Raw genomic sequence first — 25,297 nt, forward strand, 5'->3', positions numbered from 1 at the left:
CTGTAGCGCATGTGATTGGTACGCATCCCGGACACTTGAGACTGCCGTCGCCCCCAGCGGAAACCGGTTTCAAAAGCCCGGTACCGACGGATTCTCCGCGAGGACGTGTCGCCCGCTCAGCGCGAGCCGCCCGCGTCCGCGGGGCAGGTGTCGACGCCGAGCAGGGCGTACAGGCCGCAGGTCCCGGTCGCGGCGGTCGCGAGCATCGCGATCGCGACGACGCCCAGTATCGGGGCGGCGAGGTCGGGGAGCGGCGCAGCGCCGGCGAGCGTTGCTAGCGAGGCGACACCGGCGAGGGCGCCGACCGCGGTCCTGACGCGCTTGTCCGTCGCACCGACGTTCTGGTTCATACACCACAATACGGCGCACGACCGTATGAACCTTTCCACCTTCGGTATCTCTGGCCGTCACTCCCGCGCCGGGCGGGCGAGTGGTCGCATGGTGGACAGCGGGACCCCCGGCTGCCCTCACCCGAAGTCGTCGAGACCGGTCTGGGCGGTTCCGCCAGCGTCGTCGCCGGCCGCTCCGTCCGGGTCACCGCGGTCGGCCGCGATCGATCTCGCGGCCTCGACCCCGCCCGACAGCGACGCTCGGCGCGCGATCTCCTCGTCACCGAGGCGGGCGGCGGCCGCGTCGAAGACCGCGCCGTAGCGCCTGCGGAACTCGCTGCGGGCCGCCTCGTAGTCGACGACCGGGTACGGGTACGTCTCCCCGATGCGGACGCCGACCTCGCGCTGGACCGCGAGCGGCGTCTTCTCGGGGGCGTCGAGGTGAACCGAGGGGAGCGGTTCGAGCTCGGGGACCCACCGCCTGACGAACTCGCCGTCCGGGTCCTGATCGCGCACCTGCTTGCGCGGATCGTACAACCGCAGTCCGGGTCGACCGATCAGGCCGCACTGCGACTGCCACTGGGTGTAGTTGATCGCGGCGTCCCCGTCGATCAGGTGTTCGTAGAAGTGGTCGGCGCCGATCCGCCAGGGCTGCTGGAGGACGTGGAAGTAGACGCTAGCGCACAGCGCCCGCATCCGAAAGTTGAGCCACCCCGTCTCCCGCAGGCAGCGCATGCTCGCGTCGACCATGGGAAATCCCGTCTCTCCATCCTTCCACGCCGCCACGAGGTCGGGGTCGTGCCGGTCGCGGTTGAACCCCTCGTAGACCGGGTTCACCGCGCGGTCGAGCCACCCCGGCCAGTCGAGCAGCTTCTGGGTGTAGTGGCGGTTCCAGAACAGCCGCGAGACGAACATCGACTTGCCGCGCCCGTTTGGCGCGCGCTCGTCGACGTGGCGGTGGACCTCGCGGACCGACAGACAGCCGAACCGCAGGTACGGCGAGAGACCGCTCGTCCCCTCCCGGGCGTCGAGGGGCGAGGATATCGATCCCGGGTACGCCGCGATCTCCTCCGCGAACGCGCGGAGTCGCTCTCGGGCGGGACCGCGTCCGCCCGTCGGCACCTGCGTCTTCGCCGAGTCGACGCCGTACGCGTCGCTCACGCGGTCGGGGTCGACGGGCGTCTCGACGCGCTCGATCGCGACCGACCGAGGGTCCCAGTCGAACGGGTCGGCCGCGAGCCACGACTCGACGTGATCGCTCCAGTTCTCGCGCGGGCGGTCCGCGTTGCGGACGAGTCCGTCGCCCGCGACGAACCGGACGCCGAGCCGTTCGCGGGCCCGGTCGTCTCGCCGCCGGCCGTACCGACCGGACGCCGTCGCGGTCGCGACGACGTCCCAGCCGGCGTCGACGAACTGCGCAAGGACGTCGAGCGGGTCGCCGTGAGCGTACGTCAGGCCGGCGCCGCCGACGTCGCGGTACTGCCGGTCGAGGTCGCGCAGGCAGTCGTGGAGGAACTCGATCCGGGCATCGCAGGCCATCCCCCGTTCGCCGTAGAACGCGGGGTCGAAGACGAAAAGCGGGAGGACTCGGTCGGTCTCCGCCGCGGCCGCCGCGAGCCCGGGGTTGTCCCCGATACGCAGGTCGTCTCGGTGCCAGACGATGGTGCCGCTGCCGCCGGCCGTCGAGGCTGACTGGACTGCCTCCGCGTGGGGGGCCGTCGGGAGCGGCGCGTCATCGCCCGGCGTCATCTCTTGAGAGCGTAGGGGCTGCCGGCGCATGGGATTGTCGGCCGGCGGATGGGTCTGTTGGCCGGCGCATAGGGCTGTCAGCCGACGCCAGTCAAAAGCGGTCTCGGCGGCGGGAAACGTTGAATAGGGTTCCGTCGCCGTCTTAACACGGATGTCAGACTCAGACGACACCGACGTACTGCGCGAGCTCGCCTCGCTCCCGACGATCGCGAGTCCGCGCGTGTCCCCGGACGGAGAGACCGTCGCCCTCTACTACGACGTCACCGGTCGCAACGAGCTCCACCTCTGCGATCCGACGGACGGCTCGCTGGAGCAGCTGAGCGACGGCGACGTCCCGCGGTCGGTCCGCGCCGGCTTCGAGTGGGACCCGAACGGCGACCGCCTCTTCTACCACCGCGACGAGGCCGGAGACGAACAGCACGACATCTGGGCGATGTCGCTCGACGGCGAGAGCGAACCGGTCGTCGAGATGGACGGCCAGATCCACCTTCAGGACGTGGGCGAGGACGGTGAGACGCTCCTGTTCGGATCCAGCCGCGACGGGCAGATGAACCTCTACCGGCACGACCTCCCGAGCGGCGAGACGGAGAAGGTCACCGACTACGAGCGCGCCGTCGCGGCCGGCGAACTGTCGCCCGACGGCGATCGGATCGCGTACGCGACCAACGAGACGGACACCTACGAGAACCTCGACGCGTACGTCGCGGACGCGGACGGCTCGAACCCCCGGAAACTCGGCGTCGGGGACGTGGGCGCGGAGGTCGCCCCCGTCGACTGGGGCCCGGACGGCGACCGCCTGCTGATCAACGACAACAGCGCCGATCTCGGTCGCACTGGGATCGTCGACCTGAGCGGGGGCGACGCCTCGGACGGCGCCGACGCAGCCGACGGCGACTCGGTGACCTGGTTCGGCGACGGCGAGTTCGAGGAGTCGGCGAGCCACTTCCTCGAGGCCGGCGACCGGTTCGTCGCGAGCCGGACGCGCGGCGCCGTAACGGTCCCGGTCGTGTACGACGTCGAGACGGGCGAGGGTCACGAACTCGACTTCCCGGCCGGCGTCGCCAACGTGACGGAGGGGCGGCTGGCCGACGACCGCCTGCTCGCGTACCGGACCACGTCGAGCCGGCGGCCCGAACTCGTCGCGTACGACCTCGACGCGGACGCCACCGAGACGGTGTTCGAAGCCGAGTACGGCCCGTTCGACCCCGACGACTTCGTCGAGCCCGAGACGGTCTCGTTCGTCTCCGACGGCGTCCCCGAGACCCCGGCGCGGGCGGTCGACCACGACCCCTCCGAGGCGTTCGAGATCGAGGGCCTGCTGTTCGACTCGGGCCGACGCCCCTCGCCGCTGATCGTCAACCCCCACGGCGGCCCGCGACACCACGACAGTCGGCGGTTCAGCTACCGCGTCCAGTTCCTGCTCTCGCGCGGCTACTCCGTCCTCCAAGTGAACTACCGCGGCTCGACGGGGCGCGGCCGCGAGTTCGTCCGCGAGCTGTACGACGACTGGGGCGGCGCCGAGCAGGGCGACGTGGCGACCGGCGCCGAGCACGTCCTCGACGAGTACGACTGGCTCGATGAGGACCGCGTCGTCGTCTACGGCGGCTCCTACGGCGGCTACTCCGCGAACTGGCAGATGGTTCAGTACCCGGACCTGTACGCCGCGGGGATCACGTGGGTCGGCGTCAGCGACCTGTTCGACATGTACGAGAACACGATGCCGCACTTCCGGACGGAGCTCTTGGTGAAGAACCTCGGCGAGCCCGAGGAGAACGAGGCGATCTACCGCGAGCGCAGCCCGGTGAACTACGTCGAGAACGTCGACGCGCCGCTCCTGATCGTCCACGGCGTCAACGACCCCCGAGTTCCGATCACGCAGGCCAGGATCCTTAGGGACGCGCTCGACGACGCCGGCTTCGAGGAGGGAACCGACTACGAGTACGAGGAGCTTGGCGAGGAGGGCCACGGCTCCGGCGACATCGACCAGAAGATCCGCTCGCTGGAGCTGCTCGACGACTTCCTCGACCGCCGGATCGGCGCGGAGCGGACCGGGGTCGCCTCGCTGGACGACTGAGACGGCGACTCCCCGCAGCGGGAGTATTTAAAAAGAGTGAGCAGCCGTCAGCGACCGCGAACGGCGCTTACTCGCCGGTCTCGATCGGCGCGCCGACGAGGTTCCCCCACTCGGTCCACGAGCCGTCGTAGTTGCGGACGTCGTCGTAGCCGAGCAGCTCGTGCAGGAGGAACCACTCGATCGACGAACGCTCGCCGACGCGGCAGTAGGTGATCGTGGACTCGTCGCCGTCGACGCCCGCGTCGGAGTAGAGCTCGCGGAGCTCGTCCGCGCTCTTGAACGTCCCGTCCTCGTTGAGCGTGGTGCCGATCGGGACGTTGCTCGCGCCGGGGATGTGGCCGCCGCGCTGGGCGGTCTCGTTGAGCCCCTCGGGCGCGATGACCTCGCCGGAGAACTCTTCGGGGGAGCGGACGTCGACCATCGGGATCCCTTCCTCGATCGCCTTGTCGATGTCGTCCTTGTACGCGCGGACGCTCTCGAAGGGGCCGCGGGCCTCGTAGTCGCGGGGCGTGAAGTCGGGCTCCTCGGTCGAGAGCGGGTAGTCGTTCTCGACCCAGTACCCCTTCCCGCCGTCGATCACGCGGATGTCGTCGTGACCGTAGTACTTGTAGATCCAGTAGCCGAACAGCGCGAACCAGTTCGGGACGCGGCCGCCGCCGTACACGACGACCGTCGTGTCGGCGTCGATGCCGCCCTCGCCGTTTCGCTTCGCGAAGTTCCCCTTCGAGACGATGTCGCGCTCCGTCTCGTCGGTGAACACCGCGTCCCACTCGAAGTTGAGCGCGCCGGGGATGTGGCCCTCCTCGTAGGGCGTGTACTCCGACTCGTCGGTGACGGTCGGGTTGTTGATCTCGACGAGCCGGAGGTCCGAGTCGTCGTCCTGGAACGCGTCGAGGTTCGATTCCACCCAGTCCGCCGTGACGAGTACGTCTTCAGGCATCACTCACGATATGGCCGCCCGCGGCTTTGAACGCCCGATAATGGCGGTTCTTTCCGGCGCCTGTGACGCCCGGCAAGCGGCGGAAAACGGTGAAAACGGACGGCTCGGACCGACGTAGACGTCCGTCCGGGTTGACACCTACCGAATTACCGTCACGGGCACGTCGGCCTTGTCGACGATGCTCTTCGCGACGCTACCGACGACCTGCTCGCGCTCCTCCGAGAGCCCGCGGTGGCCGACGTAGATGGCGGTAACCGCCTCGTCGGTCGCGTACTCGGTGATCGCGTCCGCCGGGCGCCCCGTGAGGAGTTGGGTCGCCACGTCGATCGACTCGTCCCCGACGGCCTCCTCGGCGATACTTCGAGCGTTCTCCAAGACGTCCTGGCCGGCCTCGACGGCGGCCTCCTCGCCCGGGAGAACGATCGTCCCGTCGACGAGCTCCGAGTCCGGGGTCAACACGTGGGCGATCTCGAGCGTCTCGTAGAACGCGACCGCCTGTCGCGCCGCGTACCGGACGGCTTCGTCGCTCTCCGTCGATCCGTCGGTCGCAACGAGGTAGCTCATACGCGGAGATGCGTCCGAGAGACACATAATTCCTGTCGGGCGTTCCCGGCCGACGACTCCGCGATCGGATCATCTCTCGCGGCCACCGTCTCTCCGCCGACCGCGGTCGCCGTCGTCTCCCGGCCGAACCCGGTCGCCCGTGGAGGCGTGGATCGCGTCGAGCACCGCCTGGACGCGCGTCGCCTCCGCGAACGAGACGAGATCGCTCCCGTCGCCGTCGACCGCGCTCGCGAACTCCGTCAGGAGCGCGCTCACGGTGTCGCCGCGCTCGTCGACGAGCGTTTCCTCGCCCTCTCGCCCGCGATTCCGCACGAGGCGGTACCACTCCGTCAGCGACAGCGACGCCTCGTCGCCGACGACGGTGATGCTGTTCTCCTCCTCGCCCTCATGGTCGCAGAGCAGGTCGATCGTCCCCCGGATCCCGTCGGTCTGGAAGCTCCCGACCACGTCGTCCTCGTAGGCTTCGGGCCCCGAGTAGCCCACATCCGCCGAGAGAAACTCGATCGGGCCGAACAGCTCCTGAACGCCGAAGATGAAGTGCGTCCCGACCTCACGCAGCGGGCCGCCCTGCTCGCGCGACTCAAGCCACGCCACGTCCTGCCACTCGCGGGGCCACTGCGGAAACCTGAACCAAAGTTCGACCCGGCGCACCTCGCCGATCTCGCCCGCAGCGACCGCCTCGCGCAGGCGGACGAACCCCGGCGTGTAGCGGAACGGAAGGTTCACGGCCGTGGCGCGGTCGGTCTCTTCCGCGAGCGCGACGAGCTCGTGCCCGGTCTCCGCGTCGGCCGCGATGGGCTTCTCGCAGATGACGTGCTTGTCGGCCGCGAGCGCGTCGGCGACGACCTCGCGGTGGGCGAGCGGCGGCACGCCGACGTACACCGCGTCGAGGTCGTCGCGCTCGACGAGCGAGGCGTGGTCGGTCGTCGTCGCGGTGCGGTCAGTGCCGTGGTCAGCCGCGAGCGACGCCACGCGGTCGGCGTCGAGGTCGCAGGCGGCCGCCAGTTCGTAGCGGTCGTGGGTTTCGATTGCGGCCGCAAGGCGGTTCCCGATCACGCCGCAGCCGACGATCCCGATCTGTATCACGGCCGTCGAGAGCGGTCGCGCGCGCTTGTAGCTTCGGGAGTCGGAACGGGGTCGGTCCGCGGTCTCAGGACTCCTCGAGCGGCCGCGCGACCATCTCGCCCCACGGCTCGAAGCCGTGGCGGTCGTAGAACCCCTTCGCGCGCTCGTTCGCGGGGTCGACGTCGAGGACCAGCCGGTCGAGCGGGAGGTCCTGGTCGGCCGCGAGCGCGAGGGCCGCGTCCATCAGGTCGTCGGCGACGCCGGTGCCGCGGTGGTCGGGCGCGACGTAGATCTCGTTCAGGACAGCCGCGTCCCAGATCATGGTCATTCGCTCGGGGAGGACGAAGACGTAGCCGACGACCGAAGCGCCGCTTTCGGCCTCACTTCGGTCGACCGCGACGGTCACGCACCGCGGATCCTCGGCGACGCAGCGGACGACCCAGTCGAGCCAGCGCTCGCGGTACGCGTCGGTGAGCTTGTCCTCGTAGGCGGCCGCCTTCTCGTCGCCGCCCGTATTTTCGCCGAGACCGCGTTCAAAGGCGAGCTTCAGGTCGTAGAGGCCGTGGGCGTCGCGCTCGCGGTCGTAGGGGCGGAGTTCGAGCGTCATTCCTCTTCCTCCAACACGAACTCCGCGAGCGTCGGCACGAACGTTCCGATGTCGGTGACCATCCCGATCGCCTGCGCGGAGCCGCGGTCGAGCAGCTGGGTGACGGTGGCGGGGTTGATGTCGACGCAGACGGTCTTGGTGGTCGACGGGAGGCAGTTGCCGACCGCGACGGAGTGGAGCAGCGTCGCGAGCATGAGCACGATGTCGGCGTCGTGCGCCTGCTCGCGGATCGCGTTCTGGGCCTCGACCGCGTCGGTGATCGTGTCCGGGAGTGGGCCGTCGTCGCGGATCGACCCCGCGAGGACGGTGTCGACGTCGTTCTCGACGCACTCGTACATCACCCCCTCCGTGACGATTCCCTCTTCGACGGCGGCCTCGATCCCGCCCGCCCGGATGATCTCTGAGATGGTCCAGATGTGGTGTTTGTGGCCCTTCCGCGGGTGTTCGAGCGTCTCGACGTTCATCCCGAGCGAGGTGCCGTAGATGGAGCGCTCCAGGTCGTGGGTGGCGAACCCGTTGCCCGCGGAGAGCGCGTCGACGTAGCCCGCGGCGACGAGGTCCGCGAGCGCGTCGCCGGCGCCCGAGTGGATCACGGCGGGCCCCGCGACGACCATCACGTTGCCGCCGTCCTCCTTCACCGCGCGAAGTTCCTCGGCGACCTCGCGGATCGTCGATTCCGAGGGGCGCTCGGCGGAGACACCGCCCTGCATGAAGCCGAACGCGCCGCCGCCGCTCCGCGGGCGCTCGGGGGGATTCACGCGGATTCCCGACTGGTCCGTCGCGACGAGGTCGCCCTCCTCGACCGCGTTGAGCGTCTTGGTGTAGGCGCGGGTCGTGCCGTCGGCGGCGCCTTCGGGATCCACCACCAGCGCGCAGTCCATCTCGATCCGCTCGACGTCGATCCACTCGCCGTCGTACAACACCTCGGTCGGGTGGTTCGTCGTCGAGTAGAAGTTCGGCGGCACCACCTTGTCCGCGGGCGCCGCGACGAGGTCCACCTCGGAGGGGTCCTCCAACACCGCCCCGTTCTGGTGGAGTTCGTGGAGGATGTCCCGCAGCGTCTCGGGGTCGTCCGCGGAGACGGTCAGCCGGCAGTACGACTCCTCGGTCTCGTGTTTCCCGACGTCGAACTGCTCGACGTCGAACGAGCCGCCGAGGTCCATCACCGCGCCGAAGCAGCGCTGCATCGTGCCGCTGTCGATGAGATGGCCTTCGAGTTCGACGGTCCGCGAGTGGGTCATACGGAGGCGTCGCGTCGGCGGGGGAAACGCGTTTCCCTCGCTCTGTTACGACTCTTCAACGGAGAGGAGTCCGACGTATCTCGCGCAGTACGGTAATGGCGGCGAACGGTAGCGAAGCAGTATGAACTAGTGTTGTTGATCAGTTGTTTATAAATCAGGTTGTGGTGTTGCCGTCGGCTGTTTATCCGTGAACGACGGTGCGGTGATGATCTCGGAAACGCCAGCCGTTCGCTTATAAATCCGTACTGACGGATCGACGGCGAACACCTCCAAAGCCCCAGCCGCGAGGGCGGCGCACGCTCGTTGCGCGCTTCAGTCGCTCGCGTTGCTCGCTCCTTCCAGTGCTTACGTCGCCTGAGCCGCCCTCGCGGCTGCCCCTTTGAGTCCCACCCGGCACCGCCCCACACCTCACGCCTCCCCAGCCTCGTCAGTCGCCTCCGCTTCGCTCCGGCGACTGACTCCAGCGAGGGACCGAAGGTCCCTCTGGCAGCCGGCGCGTAGCGCCGGCGACCTCGCACGCGCTCCTCGCGCCCTCCGGGCGCTCGTCGGCACGCGCCACCGCCTCAGATCAGGCCGAGCGCGGTGAGGATCTGGTTGCCGAAAATCATCGCGATCAGGCCGGCCAGCATGACGAGGCCGGACGAGACCGTGATCGTCCGCACCGCGGCGTGTCGGTCGCTGATCGGGACCCGACTGATCACTGCCTCGGCGACCATCCGGAGGATGCGACCGCCGTCGAGCGGGAACGCCGGCAGGCAGTTGAACAGCGCCAGCTGGATGTTGATCCACCCCGACCAGAAGAGGAGGTTTGCCAGCAGGAAGACGCCGCCCCCGAGCGCCGCGAGCGGCCCCTCGACGACGAAGAAGTTGGTCAGGTCGCCGGTGAACCCCGCGAAGTTGAACGGGAGCCCGAACAGGCTACCGAGCGGAAGGATGAGCGCGACGAACACTAAGCCGAGCGGCGAGTCCGTGATCCCGCCGAGCGGGAGCCCGTCCGCGGCCTCCTGACCGCCGTCGCCGCCGAGCAGTTCGAGGTACGCGCCGGCGGGGTACTCGGTGACGCCCACGTCGTCGAGCGCGAGCCCGCTCGTGCCCGGGAAGACGCTGACGCCGATGAACCCGCCGTCGCGGTTCGGGTGCGGGTCGAGCTCCACGTCGTAGGTGTCGCGCTCGCCGTCAGCGTCGAAGACGGTGACTGGGACGGTCTCGCCCGGCTCTCGCTCGCCGAGGACATCCGAGAGCGCCCCGTTGTCGACCACGCGCTCGCCGTCGACCGAGACGATCGTCAGCGGCTCGCCGAGGGCCGCGCCCGCGTCGTGGATCGGGCCGTCCTCCTGGACGCCGACGACGTAGGCGCCGACCGGCACGTCGGGGACGGTGACCGCCGCTTCGCCGTCGGCCGTCTCGACGCCCGAGGCGTTCTCCGCGCCGGGCGCGTCGCGGACCTGATCGATGACGGTCTGGTTGCCCGTCACCGTCAGCGTCGCGCGCTCGTCGCCGCCGACCGCGTCGAAGAAGCCGGACTCGGTCGCGACCGACTCGCCGTTCACCGCCGCGATCGTCACGGGCACCTCTTCGATCGTTACGCCGAGGGGGTTGCCGCCGGCGGAACCGACCACCTGTAGCTCGCGGTCGACCGTCACCGTCTCCCGCGTCTCGCCGTCGTCGACGGTGAGCGCGACGGAGTCGCCCGCGTCGGCGATCGCGGACTCGAACTCCCCGCTCGTCTCGATCGGCGTCCCCGCCACCTCGACGACGCGGTCACCCTGGGAGAGGTCGGCCGCGGCCGCCGGGGAGCCGGGGTTCACCTCGCCGACCGCGTAGCCGGCCGCCGGCGAGATGGCGCCGACGACGGGGCCGAAGAGGAGCGCGAAGACGACGATCGTCAGCACCGTGTTCGCGGTAACGCCGGCCGCGAACATCCGGGCGCGGGCGCCGCGGGAGGCCTGCTGGGTCGCCTCCTCGTCGGGCTCGACGAACGCGCCGACCGGGAGCAGCGCGAAGAAGACGAGTCCCATCGAGTCGATGTCGATGTCCTCGACCCGGCAGAGCAGGCCGTGCGCGCCCTCGTGGACCACCATCGCGCCGGCGAGGCCGGCGACGATCTCGGGCGCGACCGACAGCGGGAGAAAGTCGTTGACGCCGGGGATGATGAGGAAGTTCTGCGGCTGCTGGATCGCGGAGGGCTGCGCGTTCGTGAACGCCGACATCGCCGACGAGAGGATGAGCGCGAACGACGCCACCATCGCCACCAGAGCCCCGCCGAGGCCGAGGTTGGCGACCGCGCGCCAGAACCGCTTCGGCGCCGCCAGTCGGCCGAGGAAGGCGCGCCCGCGGAGCGTCCGGAGGGTCAACACCGGTCCGGAGACCCTGAACGCGTCCGGGAGGATCCCCTCGTTCCGCAGCCACATCGCGACCGCGGAGTAGGCGAGGACCCCCGTCAGCACCCAGAACAACGTGTTCATTACGACGGGGTAGGGCTCGCCCGTTCGTAAGGGGTTCGGTTCCCGGAACTCTCGGCCACCGACGCGCCGCGCGAGTCGGTCGGCCCTCCGCGCCCGCCGGCGAGGACTGATACGGCTCCCACTCGTGTGGCGAGGTATGACAGACGCAGACCAACCCCGCTTGACCGACGCAGACGGAACGGAGTCCGGGCCCTCGCTCGCGCCGCTCATGGGCGCGACGTACGTCGTCGCCGGGATCGCTCACTTCCTCGCTCCGAAGCGGTTCGCCGAGGCAGTTCCACCGGCGTTCCCCCGTCCGGTGGGACTCGTCTACCTCTCCGGAATCGCCGAGATACTCCTCGGGATCGGGGTCGCGATCCCGCGGACGCGACGCCCGTCCGCGTGGGGGATCGTCGCCCTCCTCGTCGCGGTGTTCCCGGCGAACGTCCACCTCGCTCGGAGTGACACCATGGACGACCTCGTCCCAGACCGACTCGTCGGGGCGGCGCGGCTCGCGGCGTGGATCCGGCTGCCGTTTCAGGGCGTCCTGATCGGCTGGGCGCTGCGATACGCGGACTCGGACGAGGAAGCGGCGCCGACAACGGAGGCGGCGACAGCAGAGACGGCGGCCCCCGAGGCGTAGCCGTCGCCCCGTTCGTGACGCGACCGGGCGCGGCGAATGGCCGCCGCGAACTCAACACCCAAGTACCCCCCGGCCCAACCGTGGCCCATGATCGCGCTCATCGACTTCGTCTCACGGTTGGTCGGCGACCTCGGCCGGTTCGTCGACATCTTCCTGAACGACCTCATCCTCGGCGCGGGCGACCCGCTGTCGGCGCTGCTCGTCGTCGTCGGACAGCTCCTGCTCGTCGGCGGCGTCGCCGTGTTGGGCTACGCCGCGGTCGGCGCGCTGCTCAACGAGATCGGCGTGAACCTCCCCGCGCTCGGCGGGCGCGGGCGCTCCGAGTAGAAGTCGAAAGTCGGGCGGCGGCCGAAAAACGGGCCGCTCGGCTCGTCCCTCTCCTCAGTCGTCGTCGGCGCCCGTCGCCGACCGCGTCCCGGAACCGTCCGCCGGACCGCCGACCCCGGTCGCGGTCCGCCCGGCGCCGTCCGGCACCTCGAACTCGTTCAGCCGCGCGAGCAGCTCGTCGGACTGGTCCGAGAGCGTGTGGACCTGCCCCGTCACCTCGGAGACGGTCGCGGTCTGCTCCTCGGCCGCGGCCGCGACGGTCTCGGCCTCGGTCGCGGTCTGTCTGCTCACGGACGCGACGCCGTCGACCATGTCGACGACCTCCTGGGTCGTGCGCGCCTGATCGTCGGTCGCGTCGCTGATCTCCTGGACGGTCTCGTCGACCGTCGTCACGTCCTCGACGACCCCCTCGAACTCCCGCAGCGTCGACTCGATCGTCTCGACGCCCTCCGCGACCTGCGTCTCCATCTCCTCAGCGTCTGCCGCGGTCTCCGCCGAGGCGGTCTGTACCTCCTCGATGCGCCCGGAGATCTCCGCCGCGGATTCGCGCGTCTCCTCCGCGAGCGACTTCACCTCGTCCGCGACGACCGCGAACCCGTCTCCGGAGCCGTCGGCGCGCGCGGCCTCGATGGAGGCGTTCAGGGCGAGCAGGTTGGTCTCCTCCGCGATTTCGTCGATCACGGCCGCAATTTCGTCGATCTCGCCGACCCGCTCCGCGAGGTCGGTGACCGCGGCCGCCGTCTCACCGATCCGGGTTTCGAGGGTCTCCAGCTCCGCGATCGCCTCGGCCGCCTCCTCGCGGCCGGAGCGACCGCGTTCGGCCGCGTCGCGGGCGGTCTCGGCCGCGTCGTCAGCGCTCGCCGCGATCTCCTCGACCGTCGCCGAGAGCGTGTTCATCTCGCCGGCGATCGCCTCCAGCTCGTCCGTCTGTTCGGCCGCGCCGTCGGAGATCTCCTGGACCGAGCGGGCGACCTCGCCGCTCGCGTCGTCGACCTCGTCCATGCTCGCGCGCACGTCGTCCGCGGTGCCGGCCACGTCGGCGGTGAACGCGCCTACGTCGCCGAGCGTCTCGCCGAGGGTCGCGACGAGCCGGTTGTAGTTGTCGACGAGCTCGGCGTACCGCTCCTCGTCGGTCGCCAGCGCGTCCGCGTCGATGGTCGCCGTCAGATCACCATTCTGCGCGCGCTCCGCGGCGTCACCGAAGGCATCGACGAGCGACTCCAGCTCGGCCGTGTAGGCGGCGAGGTTCTCGGCCATCTCGTCGAGCGACTCGCCGAAGGAGCCGGGAACGTCCTCGTCGAGCGCCGGGTCGTCGAACTCCTGGGCCGCGAGCGCCTCCGCCTGCGCCGAGACGGTCGTGAGGTAGCCGTGGACCTCGCCGAACGCGCCGACGAGGCTCCCGATCTCGTCGGGCTGGGTCGGATCGAGGGCAGCCGCGGCGTCGCCGTCGTCCGATCGGTCGGCTGCTTCGACGTCACTCTCGCCGTCGATCTCGCCCGCGGCGATCGCTTCCGCCTCGCGCTCTAACGCCCGTATCGGGGCGACGAAGTCGCGGCGGACGATGAGCAGCGTGTTGTAGATGGCGACGACCGCGCCGACGAACAGGGCGCCGGAGACGACGTACGCGGCGGTGCCGGAGAGAACGAACTGCGTGAGGAAGATGCCGACGGTGACGATAAACTGGATGCCGACCGCCGTGACGACCTTGCGCTCTATCGACTCCGAGACCCCGAGCGCGTCCATCGTCTGCCACAGGAGGGCCTCGTACCGCCCGCGTATCCCCGGGCGGCGCTGTCGTGTCGTGGACATGATCGGACCTCTATGAGAACGGCATATGAACCTCCCGCCGGGGTTATCAGGACCGATTCTCGATTGTCAGGGGATGAGAATTCGCGGGGGTGTCACTCGGAGTCAGAAGAGCCCGTCGACCGCCTCGGCCGCGAGGTCGACGGCACTCTCTAAGTCCGGGCCGAGCGGCGATCCGACGACGAGGCCGTCGGCGTGGTCGGCGACGGCTGCGGCGCGCTCGCGGACGGTTTCGGGGGTGCCCGCCATACAGAACGCGTCGACCATCGCGGGCGTCACGCGCTCGAAGGCGGCGGAGAACTCCCCGGCGGAGACGCGCTCGCCGATTTCCGTCGCCGCGTCCGGGTCGATCCCGTGGCGCTTCAGGACGGGCGGCGCGGCGCCAGCGGTGATGAAGGCGACCGGCGGGCGGGCGGCCTCGCGGGCGGCGGCCTCATCCTCGGCGATCGAAACGGCGGCGTAGGCGATGAGGTCGAACTCGCCGCGATGGTCGGGACGATCCGCGAGGCCGTCGTCGACCTGCTCGCGGGCCCACGCGAGGTCCTTCGGATGCGAGCCGTTGTACAGCAGGCCGTCGGCGTGCTTCGCGGCCATCCGGCACATGTGGGGTCCCTCGCCGCCGACGTGGACCGGAATCGCGGCGCCCTGTGGGGGCTCGTAGTTGAGGCCCGCGTCCGTCGCGTCGAAAGTTCCCTCGTGGTCGACGCGCTCGCCGGCCCAGAGCTTCTGGGCGGTCTTGAACGCCTCCAGCACGGGGCGAAGCCCGCGCTCGTCTTCGAGCCCGAGGTTCGCCAGCGTCGAGGGGTCGCCGGGGCCGAGGCCGAAGACGGCGCGGCCCTCGGAGGCCTCGTCGAGGGTAGCAACCTTCGAGGCGAGCGTCACGGGGTGAGTCTCGTAGGGGTTCGCGACGCCCGGACCGAGCCGGACGGAGTCCGTGGCGGCCGCGAGCCGCGAGAGGAACGCCCACGGGTCGCGGTTGTTGTAGTGACACGTCGAGTAGACGGCGTCGTAGCCGGCGTCCTCGGCGCGGACGCCGAGGTCGACGAGGCGGGACAGGTCGTGTTCGGGGGTGAGTTCGATTCCGAGCATGATTATTCGTCGAAGGTCCACTCCCGCAGGGCCTGCCGGACGAAGTCGCCCTCGACCTCGCGGAAGTGGTTGTTCGAGCCGTCGTGGTCGCCGAACGCCCAGTCGCGGACGACGACGACGGGAGTTCCGCCGTCGCCCTCGCCCGCGACGAGGTTGGCGGCCGCGGCGAGCTCGTCGATCACGTTCTGGACGGTGACGCCCATCTCGCGGCCGTCGCGGTCGCGCTCGCCGCGCCAGTCGCGGCTGGCGGGCATTCCGGCCCACCCGATCGCAACGCCGCGCTGGCCGTGGCGGAACGGGCGCCCGCAGGTGTCGCTGACGACGACGCGGTCGGCAGCGAGCCCCTCGCGGATGCGCTCCGCGCTCTCGGAGGGGCGCTCCGGGAGCAACAGCAGGTCGCCGTCGGGGACGTTCGAGCGGTCGATACCGGCGTTGACGCCGATGTGCCCGAAGCGCGTCGCGGTGAGGAGGAACGGCGCCTCCATGACGAGCTCCGTCGACTCCTCGATGACGGCCTGCGCGAAGCGCGGGTCCTTCTCCTCGCCGGATATCTCCGCGAGTCTGTCGGCGACCGCCTCCGCGCGCTCGCTCGGCGGGAAGTCGTCGAGGTCGAAGACGCGACCTTCGGCCTTCGAGACGACCGTGCTGGCGACGACGACGATGTCGTCCGGGCGGAGCTCGACGCGCTCGTCGATCATGGCCGCGAGGTCGTCTCCCTCCCGGATCTCCGGGAGGTCCGGAACCGCGAACAGCTCCATACGAAATCCTGCGCGGCGACGTGGAAAACCCCGCCGGTACCGGGCCGGTTTGACGGTATCCGAGGGCGAGCGGATGGCAAATGAAGTAGAATACACTAATAAGCTAATTATAGCGTGTATTATTGTATAGAAAGAGGGTTTGATCGCAATATGAGAAATGTATATTAGGATATACCCGGAATACCGATTCATTCGGCCAAACAGTTTTGTGCGGTGAGCGGCGACCGCCGACCGCGATGCGAGAACCAACGAGTGAAGACGAATTGGAGCCGATCGAGACGCGGACGCGTGTTCCGTCGAAAAGCGACGAGCCCGAGCCGATCGCGACGACGACCCGCGCCCCGTGAGGGGTCCCGGGCGGCCGTTTCGTCAATTTTTCCGCCGAATCCGTCCGCACCGCTTATAGGCGGCTCCGTCAAACGCGGGGTGTGGAACTCCACGTCCGGTACGAGGGCGACGACGACCCCGACAAGTGTACAGCCCGGAAGCTCGCGCGCTTCGACCTCGCGGAGCTCCACCGCTCGGACCGGGCCACGCCGTACGGCGTCGTCCTCAATCCCCACGCGGAGCGGGCGCTCTCGCCGGCGGACGCCGACCGCGCGCGGGATAACGCCCTGGTCGCGCTCGACTGCTCGTGGGAGTCGGCCGGCGAGAAGATGTTCTCGCTGCCGGGCGAACACCGCGCGCTCCCGTACCTCGTCGCCGGCAACCCCGTGAACTTCGGGCGCCCGATGCGGCTCACCACGGTCGAGGCGTTCGCGGCCGCGCTGATCATCCTCGGCGAGCGCGACCACGCGGAGCGCGTGCTGGCGAAGTTCACGTGGGGAGAGACGTTCCTCGAACTCAACGCGGAGCCGCTCCGGCGGTACGCCGACTGCGAGGATTCGTCGGAAATCGTCGCGATCCAGCAGGAGTACCTCGACCGGGAATAGCCGCCGACCGCCCCCGAACTCGGCGTGTTCAGATACCGACACCGAACGCGGTCGCGACAAGCCTTTTGCGTGAATCGGCCGTATTGTGAGGCGATGGTATCCACAGGCGACGCTGCACCCACGTTCACCGCGACGGTCGGCACGAGCGACCACGAATCGTTCGACCTCGACGATCACATCGGCGACGGGCCGGTCGTGCTCGCGTTCTTCCCCGGCGCGTTCACGCCGCCGTGCACGAACGAGATGGTCGCGTTCCAGGGGCGCACCGACGCGTTCGACGAGGCCGGCGCCACCCTGTTCGGGATCAGCGCCGATTCCCCGTTCTCGCAGGGCGCGTTCCGCGAGGAACACGGGATCGAGTTCGACCTCGTGAGCGACATGGCCGGCGACGCGATCCGAGCGTATGGGCTGGAGATGGACATCGCCGACCTCGGGCTCTACGACATCGCCAACCGCGCCGTGTTCGTGATCGACGACGACGGCCAGGTCGTCTACGACTGGGTCGCCGACGACCCGACGAACGAACCCGACTACGACGCGGTCCTCGACGCCGTCGAAAGCGCTTCATAAGGAGATGCTCGCGGAGTAGGCGGTTCCGGAGTCGTTGCGATTCTTCTTTTATAAGATGGTGAGCCGACCGTAGTGACGGATCTCTCCAAATCCCCAGTCGTTCCCTTATAAATAGTTGATTAGAGATCGACGGCGAACACCTCCAAAGCCCCAGCCGCGAGGGCTCGCGCGACTCGTTGCGCGCTTCAGTCGCTCACTCCGTTCGCTCCTTCCAGTGCTTACGTCGTCGTGCTTCGCCCTCGCGACTGCCCCTTTGAGTCCCGCCCCGCACAGCACGGCACCGCAGCCTCACACCTCCCCAGCCTCGCGGCTCCCTCCGCTTCGCTCCGGTCGCCGCGTCCCTCGCGCGTGCGACTCGCGCCCTGCGGGCGCTCGTCGGCACGCGCCACCGATCAAGTCGCACTTGACGACTTCGTCGATCCGAACAATATCAAAAACCCGAATTCACTCCCCAACGACGCCGCCGATCGCGCCCGCGAGCGCCGAGTCGACCGCGAACAGGAACGTGAGGAACAGCCCGACGACGAACACGCCGGCGCCCCCGAACAGGCTCCCGAGCGGGCCGCCGACGAACCCGGCGGCCGCGTGTCCCACGACCGAGGCTGCCGTCGCCAACACGCCAGCGATCAGCATCACGACGAATCCGTAGCCGACGGCGCGCCAGTCTGTCATGCGCCGCGGTAGCCGACCTGTGGCTACATACTCGCGGCTTAGTTGCTATAATCTACTCAAATTTTAATAACTATTTATAAGATGACTCCTGAGAATGGCAGCCGAATTAATAACGCTGCGGCCGATAGAAGCAGCCAATGAGCGACTCACGCGAATCGAACGGCCCCGACGGCGCGGGGACCGACCGCTCCGGCGGTGGGGCGACCGACGAGCCCGACGGCGCGCAGCTCCGGCTCGCGGTGCCGGACATGGACTGCTCGTCGTGCGCGGGGAAAGTCGAGGGCGCGCTCGACCGCGAGGGCGTTCTCTCGGTCGACACCCGCCCGACCACGGGCGTCGTCGTCCTCACGTACGACCCCGACCTGACGGACGTCGAGGCGCTGACGGCCGCCGTCGAGGGCGCCGGCTACGCGGTCGCGGACGCCGAGTCCGACGGCGTCGCCGACGACCTGTTCACGAGCCCCCGCGCGATCGCGACCGCGGTCGGCGGCGTCTTCCTCGCGGTCGGGCTCGCCTTGGAGTGGCTGCTCCCCGGCCTCGACCCGACGTTCGCCACTATCGGCGGCGTCGGCTTCCTCGGGCCGTGGGGCGTCACCGGCGCGTCGATCGCCTTCCTGTTCGCGATCGCGGTCGCCGCGCCGCCGATCCTGCGGAACGGGCTCTACTCGCTGCGCGGCCTGAGCCTCGACATCGACCTGCTGATGAGCGTGGGGGTCGTCGCCGCGCTGCTCGTCGACCTCCCGTTCGAGGCGGCGACGCTCGCGGTGCTGTTCTCGGTCGCCGAGCTGCTCGAACGCTACTCCATCGACCGGGCGCGCACCTCCCTCCGCGAGTTGATGGAGCTGTCGCCCGACGAGGCGGTCGTCATCCGCGACGGCGACGAGGAGACGGTGCCCGCCGAGAGCGTCGCGACCGGCGAGCGGCTGGCGGTGCGCCCCGGCGAGCGCGTCCCCCTCGACGGGGTCGTGAAGAAGGGCTCCGGCGCGGTCGACGAGTCGCCGATCACGGGTGAGTCCGTCCCCGCGGAGAAGGAGCCGGGCGACGAGGTGTACGCGGGCTCGATCAACGAGGCCGGCTACCTCGAGATCGAGGCGACCGCGCCCGCGAGCGAGTCGACCATCGCGCGCGTCGTCGAACTCGTCGAGGCGGCCAACGGCGAGGAGACGCGCGCCGAGCGGTTCGTCGACCGCTTCGCGGGCGTCTACACCCCGATCGTCGTGGCGGGGGCGATCGCCACCGCGACGCTCGGCCCGGTCCTCGTCGGCGGCGGCGCGGAGACGTGGTTCGTCCGCGGGCTCACGCTGCTCGTCGTCGCGTGCCCGTGCGCGTTCGTCATCTCGACGCCCGTCAGCGTCGTCTCCGGCGTGACCGCGGCCGCGCGCAACGGCGTCCTCATCAAGGGCGGCGAGCACTTGGAAGCCGCCGGCGACGTCGACGCCGTCGCGCTCGACAAGACCGGGACGCTCACGCGCGGCGAGCTGTCGGTGACCGACGTGGTCCCCCTCGGGGACCGCGACGCCGACGACGTCCTCGCGTGCGCGACCGCAATCGAACGCCGGAGCGAACACCCGGTCGCTGCGGCGATCGTCGCGCGGGGCGAGGAGGACGGCGCCGAGCCCGACGACGCTGTCGTGACCGACGACGAGGCCGGGCCCGCCGACGTCGATGTCACCGACTTCGAGGCGCTGACCGGCGAGGGCGTCCGCGCCGACCTCGACGGCGAGACCCACTACGCCGGCAAGCCCTCGCTGTTCGAGGACCTCGGCTTCGACCTGAGCCACGCCCACGTCCGCTCGGACGGCGGGTCCGTACTGGAGGAGCGAGACGGCGCAGAGGGCGTCGACGCCGCCGCCGAGGCCGAGCCCTGCGACCACGGCCGATACCTCGACTTAGCGAGCGAGACGATCCCGCAGCTCCAGGCCGAGGGGAAGACGGTCGTCCTCGTGGGGACCGAGAGCGAGTTGGAGGGCGTCATCGCGGTGGCGGACACCGTCCGCCCGGAGGCGGCGTGGGTCGTCGACCGGCTCCACGACCTCGGCATCGACCGCGTCGCGATGCTCACCGGCGACAACGAGCGGACCGCCCGGGCGATCGGCGAGCGCGTCGGCGTCGACGAGGTGCGTGCGGAACTGCTCCCGGACGAGAAGGTCGCGGCCGTGCGCGAGCTCGCGGCCGAGACCGAGGGTGGCGTCGCGATGGTCGGCGACGGGATCAACGATGCGCCGGCGCTCGCCGCCGCGGACGTCGGGATCGCGATGGGCGCCGCCGGCACCGACACCGCCATCGAGACCGCCGACGTGGCGCTGATGGCCGACGACCTGACGCGGCTCCCGTACGTGATCGACCTCTCCTCGCGCGCGAGTTCGACCATCCGGACGAACATCGGCGCCTCGCTCGGCGTGAAGGCGCTGCTCGCCGCGGGCGCCCCCCTCGGCTACGTGAGCGTCGCGATGGCCGTGGTCGTCGGCGACATGGGGATGAGCCTCGGCGTCACCGGCAACGCGCTCCGGCTCGGCAACGTCGAGCCCGCCGAGCCGCCGACGGCGGACGCGGAACTCGACGAGTCGAGCGCGTAGTCGTTCGGACCGCCGGAGCCTATCGGCCGCACGCTTTTATTGAATCGACGACAATTCTGGTCGTATGCCCTCCGAGAGCGGACTCGCAGCCTCCACCGCGGACGCCGTCGATTCCGCCGAACGCGACCCGATCGAGTGGGGGCCGGTCCGTCACGACCGCCTCCGCTCGCTCGCGGCCGGGGCGACCGTCGGAGTCGTCGGCGCGGTCCTCGTCTCGATCGGCGTCGTCGGCGTCGCCGTACTCACGGGTGCCGCCGCCGGCGAACTCGCGCTGCCGAGCGTCGGCCTCGCCGAGGCCGCCGTCGGCATCGGATTCCTGTTCGCGCTCGCGGTCGCCACCCTCCCCTCCCTGTACGTCTGGTACCGCGAGACCTCGGTCTCAGAGCTGACCGTTTCCCGACTCCGCGAGGTCGCGGACGCGCTCCGACCGGGATGGACACTCGCCGGGTTCGGCGCCGTCGTCGCCGCGGCGCTGGCGCTCCCGACCGACTTCCTCCCCGCCCTCTGGCCGCTGTTCTGGCTCGTCTGGTTCGTGCCGGCCGTCGTCCAGTCGTCCGGCGTGGTCGTCCGACTCGACCCGGCCGAGTCGACGATCGAGCGGCGGTACCCGAGCGACGACCGGACCCGGAGCGACGGCCTTGACTCCGTGGTCCGGACGCGGCGGATCGACCTCCCGTGGACGACGCTGTTCCTGCTCGCGCACCGCGGGAACGCGTGGTTTCGGTCGACGCCGTGGCTGTTCGTTCCGGTCGAGCGCGCCGACGAGGTCGAGTCGGCGCTCGACGCGGCGCTGGCGGCGAGCGACGGGCCGGACCGCGCGAGCGTCCCGGAGCGGCTCACGCTCGCGGCCCTCGGCTCGTTCTCGCTCGTCGTCGGCGTCCTGATGGCCGTCGCGGCCGGCGAGGGGGCGGGCGGGCTGGCGCTCGCGCTGCTCACGGCCCCGTTCTCGCTGCTGTTCCTCGCGCTCGCCGCCCGGCTGTGAGCCGGCTGCGCGCTCACCAGCGAGCGGCGGAGCGTCCGGTCGAACCCCCTCGGCGCCACCGGACGTGCCACCCCCTACCACGCGACTGATATACCCGCGGCACGTAGCGAAGGCATGGACAGACAGCGTCTGGAACGCGCACTCGAAGACGATTTCGGCGGGACCGAGGCCGATCGGCGCGCCGTCTCGCGGTCCGCCCGCGACCTCGTCGACTCCGGGCGGCCCTCCGAGGACCGCGGCCACGGACTGACCGTGACGGGGGTGATCGGGCACATGGAAGACGCTCCGGACGACTCCTCGCTCGTCGAGCGCTGGAACTGGTGGATGGGGGCGCTCGACGCCGCCTACGGCGGCTACGACTACTTCACGGTGCGGTTCGTCGCGGACGACGAGGCGACCGACCTGCGTCGGTAAGGCGAAAGCGAGGGGAAAACGAGGCGATTGCCGCGCCGCCTGCGCTCGGATCTCCCGGCAGCGGCCCGGACCCGTCTACTTTCACTTTCACTCCGCGGATGGCTCGCTTATAGGGGCGTTCCGGTCGGACGGAGAGGTATGAGCGCAGTCACCGCCGACCGACCGCGGTACGCGACGCCGACCCGCGTGGACGTCACCGACTGTCGAACCGACCGCCTGCCCGACCGGATCCGGGCGAACCGCGTCGACGGCAGCGAGGTCCACCTCGAACGGCGGGGCGGGCGGACGTTCCTTGTCACGCGACCGCGCGAGTGACCGGCGCGTCCGGTCAGTAAGGAAGGAAGAGACCCTCGGAGCCCGTCAGTCGTCGGCCGGCAGCTCCGCGCGAGCCAGTTCGCCGTCTCCGATCCGACTTTCGAGGCCGACCCCGAGCGTCTCGTTCGTGCGCGCGACCGACTCGGCCGCGGAGACGTCGCTCGCCATCGCCCGGATCGCGTCGACGTTCTCGGGGACGACGTCGGCCTCCTGGTGGACGTTCTGGAAGAGGTAGAGGTCCCGGCCGGTCACGCTTATCGACTCCTCCCAGACGCAGTTCTCCCAGAGGTCGCCGCGGGGCCGCCCCGCGTCTGAGGCGTACTCCTTCAGCGCGCCGGCGCCGTCGATGCCGGCGCCCTCGGGGACGAGGAAGATCCGGCTCTCGTCGCCGAGCAGGTCGCGGACGGCCGCGGAGTCCGGAGCCGTCTCCAAGGTGACGTTGACGCTGTGGGTGTGCATCCCCGTGACCGGCGCCTTCAGCGCCGCGGTGTCGACCGCGACATCCGGGAGGATCTCGTTGACGTCCGGGCCGTGGTGGGAGGGGACCGTCGCCGGGTCGGGGACGATGTCGTTTATCGGGCCGCGGTCGGTCTCGTTCGGGTCGCCGCCGCGGCGCACGAGCGTGACGCGCGCCTTCTCGACGCCGTAGGTCTCGTCGAGCGGCGCGAGCAGCCGCGAGAGCGCCGTGGTGTTACAGGAGACGACTCGGACCGAGTCGGCGCCGCGGGCGGCCTCGAACCGGCCGCGAGCGTTGAACGACGCGTCGGCGACGGCGGCGTCCTCGCCGCCCTGAAATATCGCCCGCGTGTCGTGCGCCTCGTAGACGGGCGCGTTGCGCTCGCCGACCCCGGAGGGAGCGCAGTCGACGACGACGTCGACGGCGTCGAGCAGGTCGCCGAGGGCACCGGCGAGCTCGACGCCAGCAGCCGCGAACTCGTCGGCGCGGTCCTCGACGGCCGCGTACAGGTCGTAGCCGCGTCGAGCCGCGGCCTCGACGCCGTAGTCCGGTGAGGCCTTTGTCACGCCGACGAGCTCCATGTCGGGCTGGGCCGCGACGGCGTCCGCGACCCGCTTCCCGATCGTCCCGTACCCGTTGACGCCCACGCGTATCATGACTCCCAATCGCGCGGGAACCGGTATAATCTTTTCGAGGAACGCAAAATGAAATTAACTACCCCACGAGTAATCGATCGGTTAATTCGACGCCGATCGCCACCGGACGTAAATAATTCGATTACGGAACGGAGTAAAAACGTCGATGGCAAGGCCTAACGCTCGGCCGGACGGAGACGCGAGCATGGCAGCCGACCTCTCCGACGCCGCGGCGACCGCGGTCGAACAGTGTCTGAACGTCGCCCCCGACGAGTCGGTCGTCGTGGTCACCGACGACGAGCGCGAGCCGATCGGCGAGGCGCTCTACGCGGCCGCGAGCGCGGTCACCGACGACGCGACGGTCCTTCGGTACCCGCCCGCGGACCAGCACGGGACGGAGCCGCCGGCGCCGGTCGCGGCCGCGATGCGGGAGGCGGACGTCTTCCTCGCACCGACGACGAAGAGCCTGAGCCACACCCGCGCCCGCGGCGCGGCCTGCGACGCCGGCGCGCGCGGCGCGACGCTCCCCGGGATCACCGAGGACGTGTTCACGACCGGGCTCGACGCGGACTACGCCGCCATCGACGCCGCCTGCGACGACGTGCTCGACCAGATCGACGACGCCGACGAGGTGCGCGTCACCGCGCCCGCCGGCACCGACATCACGTTCGGGATCGGCGACCGCGAGTGGCTCGCGGACACCGGCATGGTCCGCGATTCGGGCGACTTCTCGAACCTCCCGGCCGGCGAGGTGTTCGTGGCCCCGGAGACCGCGACCGGGACCTTCGTCGTCGACGGGACGATGATGCCTCACGGCCTGCTCGACGACGGCGAGGAACTCGCGTTCGAGGTCGAGGACGGGTTCGTGACGGAGATCGCCGACGACGCGATCCGCGCCGACGTGGAGGCCGCCGCAGAGGCGGTCGGCGACGCGGCGTACAACCTCGCGGAGCTTGGAATCGGGACGAACGGCGGCGTTGAAGAACTGGTCGGCTCGGTTCTCTTAGACGAGAAGGCGGGCGGCACGGTCCACATCGCGATCGGCGACAACGCCGGCATCGGCGGCGAGACAGACGCGCCGCTCCACCTCGACGGCATCATCCGGAATCCGTCCGTCTACGCCGACGGCGAGCCGATCGACCTGCCGAGCGCGTAGGGGGATTCAAGCTAGGAACGGGATCGGTTAAGCCAGGAACGGGATCGGTTATTTATAAGGGATCGTGGCGGTGGCGGTGCCGTGCGGTTAGGGTGAGACTCGAAGCGGCTAGGGATTTCGCGGTGTTCACCGTCGAGTCTCGACGGGACGAGTCACGAGTCAGTATTATCGCGTCGCGGACTTCCACTCCCGCAGTCCCAACCGCTCGCCGTTCAGGTCCTCGGCGGGCGCCTCGGTGGCGGCCCAGACGAAAAGCGGCGCGACGCTGTCGGGGTCGCGGGCGCGCTCCTTGCCGGTGAGGTCGGTGGCGACGAGCCCGGGGTCGACGACGCCCACCGTCGCGTCGAGGTCGGCCGCGAAGCCGCGCGCGACCGCCTCGGCGGCCGCCTTCGACACCGCGTACGCGCCCATCCCCGGCTTCGACTCGGCCGCGACCGCGCCCGAGGGCACGACGACGCGCGCGTCGTCGGCGAGGTGAGGCACGGCCTCGGTTATGGTGGCGAACACGCCGCGCGCGTTCGTGCGCATCGTGTCGTCGTAGTCGGCGTACGAGAGCTCGTCCGTCGGGCTCTCACCCGGCGCGCCGTGGAACACGGCGGCGTTCGCGAACACGACGTCGACCGGGCCGGCCTCGCGGGCGACGCGCTCGAAGAAGCGCTCGAGGTCGAACTCGTCGCGCACGTCGACGCGGTCGCCCCAAGCGGTGCCGCGCTCGGCGTGGTCGATTTCGCCGTCGCCGTCTTCGGGAGCCTCCGCCTCTCCTCCGGAGTCATCCCCGCCGTTCAGCGCCGCGACGGTGCGATCGACGGCCGCGCCGTCGCGTCCGGAGACGGCGACGAACGCCCCCTCGTCGACGAACGCCTCGGCGACGGCTCGTCCGATCCCGCTCGTTGCGCCGGTGATCGCGACCGTCAGATCCATGTGGAAACGGCTACGCGCGGCGGCGACTTAG

The 25,297-nt window shown here is 70.2% G+C and carries 24 protein-coding genes; 10 read left to right on the forward strand and 14 right to left on the reverse strand.

Annotation, left to right across the window (positions count from 1 at the left end):
- Positions 1–116: 116 nt before the first annotated feature.
- Both ACOZ35_RS06100 and ACOZ35_RS06105 read right to left on the reverse strand, forming a co-directional pair.
- The gene (locus ACOZ35_RS06100; protein WP_424015544.1) at positions 117–350 is read right to left on the reverse strand and encodes a YgaP family membrane protein; all 234 of its coding nucleotides are present in this window, start codon (positions 348–350) and stop codon (positions 117–119) included.
- A gap of 117 nt (positions 351–467) precedes the next feature.
- Positions 468–2,078, reverse strand: a complete 1,611-nt coding sequence (locus tag ACOZ35_RS06105) for an FAD-binding domain-containing protein (RefSeq protein WP_424015545.1) — start codon at positions 2,076–2,078, stop codon at positions 468–470.
- Between the two features lie 151 nt (positions 2,079–2,229).
- Here ACOZ35_RS06105 and ACOZ35_RS06110 point away from each other — a divergent pair, with 151 nt between their 5' ends.
- Positions 2,230–4,152, forward strand: coding sequence for a S9 family peptidase (locus tag ACOZ35_RS06110; RefSeq protein WP_424015546.1), 1,923 nt, complete (start codon positions 2,230–2,232; stop codon positions 4,150–4,152).
- A gap of 67 nt (positions 4,153–4,219) precedes the next feature.
- Here the strand turns inward: ACOZ35_RS06110 and ACOZ35_RS06115 are convergent, their stop codons facing one another.
- The 6 genes from ACOZ35_RS06115 to ACOZ35_RS06140 form a co-directional block, all read right to left on the reverse strand.
- The gene (locus tag ACOZ35_RS06115) at positions 4,220–5,092 is read right to left on the reverse strand and encodes a sulfurtransferase (RefSeq protein ID WP_424015547.1); all 873 of its coding nucleotides are present in this window, start codon (positions 5,090–5,092) and stop codon (positions 4,220–4,222) included.
- Between the two features lie 138 nt (positions 5,093–5,230).
- The gene (locus tag ACOZ35_RS06120) at positions 5,231–5,656 is read right to left on the reverse strand and encodes a universal stress protein (RefSeq protein ID WP_424015548.1); all 426 of its coding nucleotides are present in this window, start codon (positions 5,654–5,656) and stop codon (positions 5,231–5,233) included.
- Between the two features lie 69 nt (positions 5,657–5,725).
- Complete coding sequence (locus tag ACOZ35_RS06125; RefSeq protein WP_424015549.1) at positions 5,726–6,742, reverse strand: Gfo/Idh/MocA family protein; 1,017 nt, start codon at positions 6,740–6,742, stop codon at positions 5,726–5,728.
- A gap of 64 nt (positions 6,743–6,806) precedes the next feature.
- The gene (locus ACOZ35_RS06130; RefSeq protein WP_424015550.1) at positions 6,807–7,328 is read right to left on the reverse strand and encodes an N-acetyltransferase family protein; all 522 of its coding nucleotides are present in this window, start codon (positions 7,326–7,328) and stop codon (positions 6,807–6,809) included.
- On the reverse strand, positions 7,325–8,569 hold the full coding sequence (locus ACOZ35_RS06135; protein ID WP_424015551.1) for a TIGR00300 family protein: 1,245 nt from the start codon (positions 8,567–8,569) through the stop codon (positions 7,325–7,327). Before ACOZ35_RS06135 ends, ACOZ35_RS06130 begins: the two co-directional genes overlap by 4 nt.
- A gap of 563 nt (positions 8,570–9,132) precedes the next feature.
- Positions 9,133–11,034: a site-2 protease family protein gene (locus ACOZ35_RS06140; protein WP_424015552.1), complete on the reverse strand. Its 1,902-nt coding sequence runs from the start codon at positions 11,032–11,034 to the stop codon at positions 9,133–9,135.
- Positions 11,035–11,170: 136 nt separating this feature from the next.
- On the opposite strand from ACOZ35_RS06140, the gene ACOZ35_RS06145 reads away from it, so the two are divergent.
- Together ACOZ35_RS06145 and ACOZ35_RS06150 are read left to right on the forward strand one after the other, a co-directional pair.
- Positions 11,171–11,656 (forward strand): DoxX family protein, encoded by a 486-nt coding sequence (locus ACOZ35_RS06145; protein ID WP_424015553.1) that lies wholly within the window; start codon positions 11,171–11,173, stop codon positions 11,654–11,656.
- 87 nt (positions 11,657–11,743) lie between these two features.
- A complete protein-coding gene (locus ACOZ35_RS06150) occupies positions 11,744–11,983 on the forward strand; it encodes a hypothetical protein (RefSeq protein ID WP_424015554.1) in 240 nt (79 codons plus the stop codon).
- 54 nt (positions 11,984–12,037) lie between these two features.
- Here ACOZ35_RS06150 and ACOZ35_RS06155 read toward each other — a convergent pair whose 3' ends face one another.
- The 3 genes from ACOZ35_RS06155 to ACOZ35_RS06165 all read right to left on the reverse strand — a co-directional run bounded on the left by ACOZ35_RS06155 (position 12,038) and on the right by ACOZ35_RS06165 (position 15,636).
- The gene (locus ACOZ35_RS06155; RefSeq protein WP_424016040.1) at positions 12,038–13,726 is read right to left on the reverse strand and encodes a methyl-accepting chemotaxis protein; all 1,689 of its coding nucleotides are present in this window, start codon (positions 13,724–13,726) and stop codon (positions 12,038–12,040) included.
- Positions 13,727–13,894: 168 nt separating this feature from the next.
- Positions 13,895–14,878: a 5,10-methylenetetrahydromethanopterin reductase gene (locus ACOZ35_RS06160; RefSeq protein ID WP_424015555.1), complete on the reverse strand. Its 984-nt coding sequence runs from the start codon at positions 14,876–14,878 to the stop codon at positions 13,895–13,897.
- A gap of 2 nt (positions 14,879–14,880) precedes the next feature.
- The gene (locus ACOZ35_RS06165) at positions 14,881–15,636 is read right to left on the reverse strand and encodes a coenzyme F420-0:L-glutamate ligase (protein ID WP_424015556.1); all 756 of its coding nucleotides are present in this window, start codon (positions 15,634–15,636) and stop codon (positions 14,881–14,883) included.
- Positions 15,637–16,064: 428 nt separating this feature from the next.
- Here ACOZ35_RS06165 and ACOZ35_RS06170 point away from each other — a divergent pair, with 428 nt between their 5' ends.
- Both ACOZ35_RS06170 and ACOZ35_RS06175 read left to right on the forward strand, forming a co-directional pair.
- Positions 16,065–16,568, forward strand: coding sequence for a DUF367 family protein (locus ACOZ35_RS06170; RefSeq protein WP_424015557.1), 504 nt, complete (start codon positions 16,065–16,067; stop codon positions 16,566–16,568).
- A gap of 93 nt (positions 16,569–16,661) precedes the next feature.
- Positions 16,662–17,138 (forward strand): redoxin domain-containing protein, encoded by a 477-nt coding sequence (locus ACOZ35_RS06175; protein ID WP_424015558.1) that lies wholly within the window; start codon positions 16,662–16,664, stop codon positions 17,136–17,138.
- A gap of 444 nt (positions 17,139–17,582) precedes the next feature.
- Here ACOZ35_RS06175 and ACOZ35_RS06180 read toward each other — a convergent pair whose 3' ends face one another.
- Positions 17,583–17,810, reverse strand: coding sequence for a hypothetical protein (locus tag ACOZ35_RS06180; protein WP_424015559.1), 228 nt, complete (start codon positions 17,808–17,810; stop codon positions 17,583–17,585).
- Positions 17,811–17,947: 137 nt separating this feature from the next.
- Here ACOZ35_RS06180 and ACOZ35_RS06185 point away from each other — a divergent pair, with 137 nt between their 5' ends.
- The 4 genes from ACOZ35_RS06185 to ACOZ35_RS06200 all read left to right on the forward strand — a co-directional run bounded on the left by ACOZ35_RS06185 (position 17,948) and on the right by ACOZ35_RS06200 (position 22,097).
- The gene (locus tag ACOZ35_RS06185; protein WP_424015560.1) at positions 17,948–20,386 is read left to right on the forward strand and encodes a heavy metal translocating P-type ATPase; all 2,439 of its coding nucleotides are present in this window, start codon (positions 17,948–17,950) and stop codon (positions 20,384–20,386) included.
- 64 nt (positions 20,387–20,450) lie between these two features.
- A complete protein-coding gene (locus ACOZ35_RS06190; RefSeq protein ID WP_424015561.1) occupies positions 20,451–21,368 on the forward strand; it encodes a hypothetical protein in 918 nt (305 codons plus the stop codon).
- Positions 21,369–21,482: 114 nt separating this feature from the next.
- Complete coding sequence (locus ACOZ35_RS06195) at positions 21,483–21,782, forward strand: hypothetical protein (RefSeq protein ID WP_424015562.1); 300 nt, start codon at positions 21,483–21,485, stop codon at positions 21,780–21,782.
- A gap of 138 nt (positions 21,783–21,920) precedes the next feature.
- Positions 21,921–22,097 (forward strand): hypothetical protein, encoded by a 177-nt coding sequence (locus tag ACOZ35_RS06200; protein ID WP_424015563.1) that lies wholly within the window; start codon positions 21,921–21,923, stop codon positions 22,095–22,097.
- A 45-nt stretch (positions 22,098–22,142) separates the two neighbouring features.
- Here ACOZ35_RS06200 and ACOZ35_RS06205 read toward each other — a convergent pair whose 3' ends face one another.
- Positions 22,143–23,210: a type II glyceraldehyde-3-phosphate dehydrogenase gene (locus ACOZ35_RS06205; RefSeq protein WP_424015564.1), complete on the reverse strand. Its 1,068-nt coding sequence runs from the start codon at positions 23,208–23,210 to the stop codon at positions 22,143–22,145.
- A gap of 184 nt (positions 23,211–23,394) precedes the next feature.
- Between ACOZ35_RS06205 and ACOZ35_RS06210 the strand changes: the two genes are divergently transcribed.
- Positions 23,395–24,345, forward strand: a complete 951-nt coding sequence (locus ACOZ35_RS06210; protein WP_424015565.1) for an aminopeptidase — start codon at positions 23,395–23,397, stop codon at positions 24,343–24,345.
- A gap of 165 nt (positions 24,346–24,510) precedes the next feature.
- Here the strand turns inward: ACOZ35_RS06210 and ACOZ35_RS06215 are convergent, their stop codons facing one another.
- Complete coding sequence (locus tag ACOZ35_RS06215; RefSeq protein WP_424015566.1) at positions 24,511–25,266, reverse strand: SDR family oxidoreductase; 756 nt, start codon at positions 25,264–25,266, stop codon at positions 24,511–24,513.
- Positions 25,267–25,297 lie beyond the last annotated feature (31 nt).

The organism is Halorubrum xinjiangense (genome assembly GCF_049604745.1).
GTDB lineage: Archaea > Halobacteriota > Halobacteria > Halobacteriales > Haloferacaceae > Halorubrum > Halorubrum xinjiangense_A.

Excerpts from the sequence above, each read along its gene's own strand:
- ACOZ35_RS06145 (WP_424015553.1), top strand. The coding sequence starts at position 11,171 with ATGACAGACGCAGACCAACCCCGCTTGACCGACGCAGACGGAACGGAG.
- ACOZ35_RS06190 (WP_424015561.1), top strand. The coding sequence starts at position 20,451 with ATGCCCTCCGAGAGCGGACTCGCAGCCTCCACCGCGGACGCCGTCGAT.
- ACOZ35_RS06215 (WP_424015566.1), bottom strand. The coding sequence starts at position 25,266 with ATGGATCTGACGGTCGCGATCACCGGCGCAACGAGCGGGATCGGACGA.
- ACOZ35_RS06100 (WP_424015544.1), bottom strand. The coding sequence starts at position 350 with ATGAACCAGAACGTCGGTGCGACGGACAAGCGCGTCAGGACCGCGGTC.
- ACOZ35_RS06180 (WP_424015559.1), bottom strand. The coding sequence starts at position 17,810 with ATGACAGACTGGCGCGCCGTCGGCTACGGATTCGTCGTGATGCTGATC.
- ACOZ35_RS06120 (WP_424015548.1), bottom strand. The coding sequence starts at position 5,656 with ATGAGCTACCTCGTTGCGACCGACGGATCGACGGAGAGCGACGAAGCC.
- ACOZ35_RS06150 (WP_424015554.1), top strand. The coding sequence starts at position 11,744 with ATGATCGCGCTCATCGACTTCGTCTCACGGTTGGTCGGCGACCTCGGC.
- ACOZ35_RS06205 (WP_424015564.1), bottom strand. The coding sequence starts at position 23,210 with ATGATACGCGTGGGCGTCAACGGGTACGGGACGATCGGGAAGCGGGTC.
- ACOZ35_RS06110 (WP_424015546.1), top strand. The coding sequence starts at position 2,230 with ATGTCAGACTCAGACGACACCGACGTACTGCGCGAGCTCGCCTCGCTC.
- ACOZ35_RS06135 (WP_424015551.1), bottom strand. The coding sequence starts at position 8,569 with ATGACCCACTCGCGGACCGTCGAACTCGAAGGCCATCTCATCGACAGC.
- ACOZ35_RS06160 (WP_424015555.1), bottom strand. The coding sequence starts at position 14,878 with ATGCTCGGAATCGAACTCACCCCCGAACACGACCTGTCCCGCCTCGTC.
- ACOZ35_RS06185 (WP_424015560.1), top strand. The coding sequence starts at position 17,948 with ATGAGCGACTCACGCGAATCGAACGGCCCCGACGGCGCGGGGACCGAC.
- ACOZ35_RS06155 (WP_424016040.1), bottom strand. The coding sequence starts at position 13,726 with ATGGACGCGCTCGGGGTCTCGGAGTCGATAGAGCGCAAGGTCGTCACG.
- ACOZ35_RS06200 (WP_424015563.1), top strand. The coding sequence starts at position 21,921 with ATGAGCGCAGTCACCGCCGACCGACCGCGGTACGCGACGCCGACCCGC.
- ACOZ35_RS06210 (WP_424015565.1), top strand. The coding sequence starts at position 23,395 with ATGGCAGCCGACCTCTCCGACGCCGCGGCGACCGCGGTCGAACAGTGT.
- ACOZ35_RS06115 (WP_424015547.1), bottom strand. The coding sequence starts at position 5,092 with ATGCCTGAAGACGTACTCGTCACGGCGGACTGGGTGGAATCGAACCTC.
- ACOZ35_RS06165 (WP_424015556.1), bottom strand. The coding sequence starts at position 15,636 with ATGGAGCTGTTCGCGGTTCCGGACCTCCCGGAGATCCGGGAGGGAGAC.
- ACOZ35_RS06195 (WP_424015562.1), top strand. The coding sequence starts at position 21,483 with ATGGACAGACAGCGTCTGGAACGCGCACTCGAAGACGATTTCGGCGGG.
- ACOZ35_RS06130 (WP_424015550.1), bottom strand. The coding sequence starts at position 7,328 with ATGACGCTCGAACTCCGCCCCTACGACCGCGAGCGCGACGCCCACGGC.
- ACOZ35_RS06140 (WP_424015552.1), bottom strand. The coding sequence starts at position 11,034 with ATGAACACGTTGTTCTGGGTGCTGACGGGGGTCCTCGCCTACTCCGCG.
- ACOZ35_RS06105 (WP_424015545.1), bottom strand. The coding sequence starts at position 2,078 with ATGACGCCGGGCGATGACGCGCCGCTCCCGACGGCCCCCCACGCGGAG.
- ACOZ35_RS06175 (WP_424015558.1), top strand. The coding sequence starts at position 16,662 with ATGGTATCCACAGGCGACGCTGCACCCACGTTCACCGCGACGGTCGGC.